Here is a 314-nt window from a genome sequence, read left to right on the forward strand (position 1 = left end):
GGCCTTGGCCATTGTTGGTATAATATATACATGTCCTACAACAATTATTTTAATCTTAGCTTAGAGCGAGAACAATTGCAAGTAAAAATGAGTTTTTATGATCTTCATATTGAAGATGACGGAAAAGTAGGTCTGGTACAACAACTTGTAGAAAGGATGGACTTAACTGCTTTAATAGGCAGCTATAAAAAAAGAGGAAGAAGACCGGCCTGCAATCCCGTTACAATGCTCCAAATTATTATTTTCTGCTACAGTGAAGGCTTATTTTCTTGCCGTGCCATTGAAAAAGCCTGTAAATATGATTTGCGCTTAAG

1 protein-coding gene is annotated in these 314 nt (G+C 36.3%); it reads left to right on the top strand.

All coding sequences use genetic code 11. From position 1 onward, the window contains the following. A partial coding sequence (locus tag ACLGL1_RS09845) for a transposase (protein WP_411008492.1) occupies nucleotides 1-314 on the top strand: 314 nt, incomplete at both ends.

The organism is Peptococcus simiae, from assembly GCF_046569735.1.
GTDB lineage: Bacteria > Bacillota > Peptococcia > Peptococcales > Peptococcaceae > Peptococcus > Peptococcus simiae_A.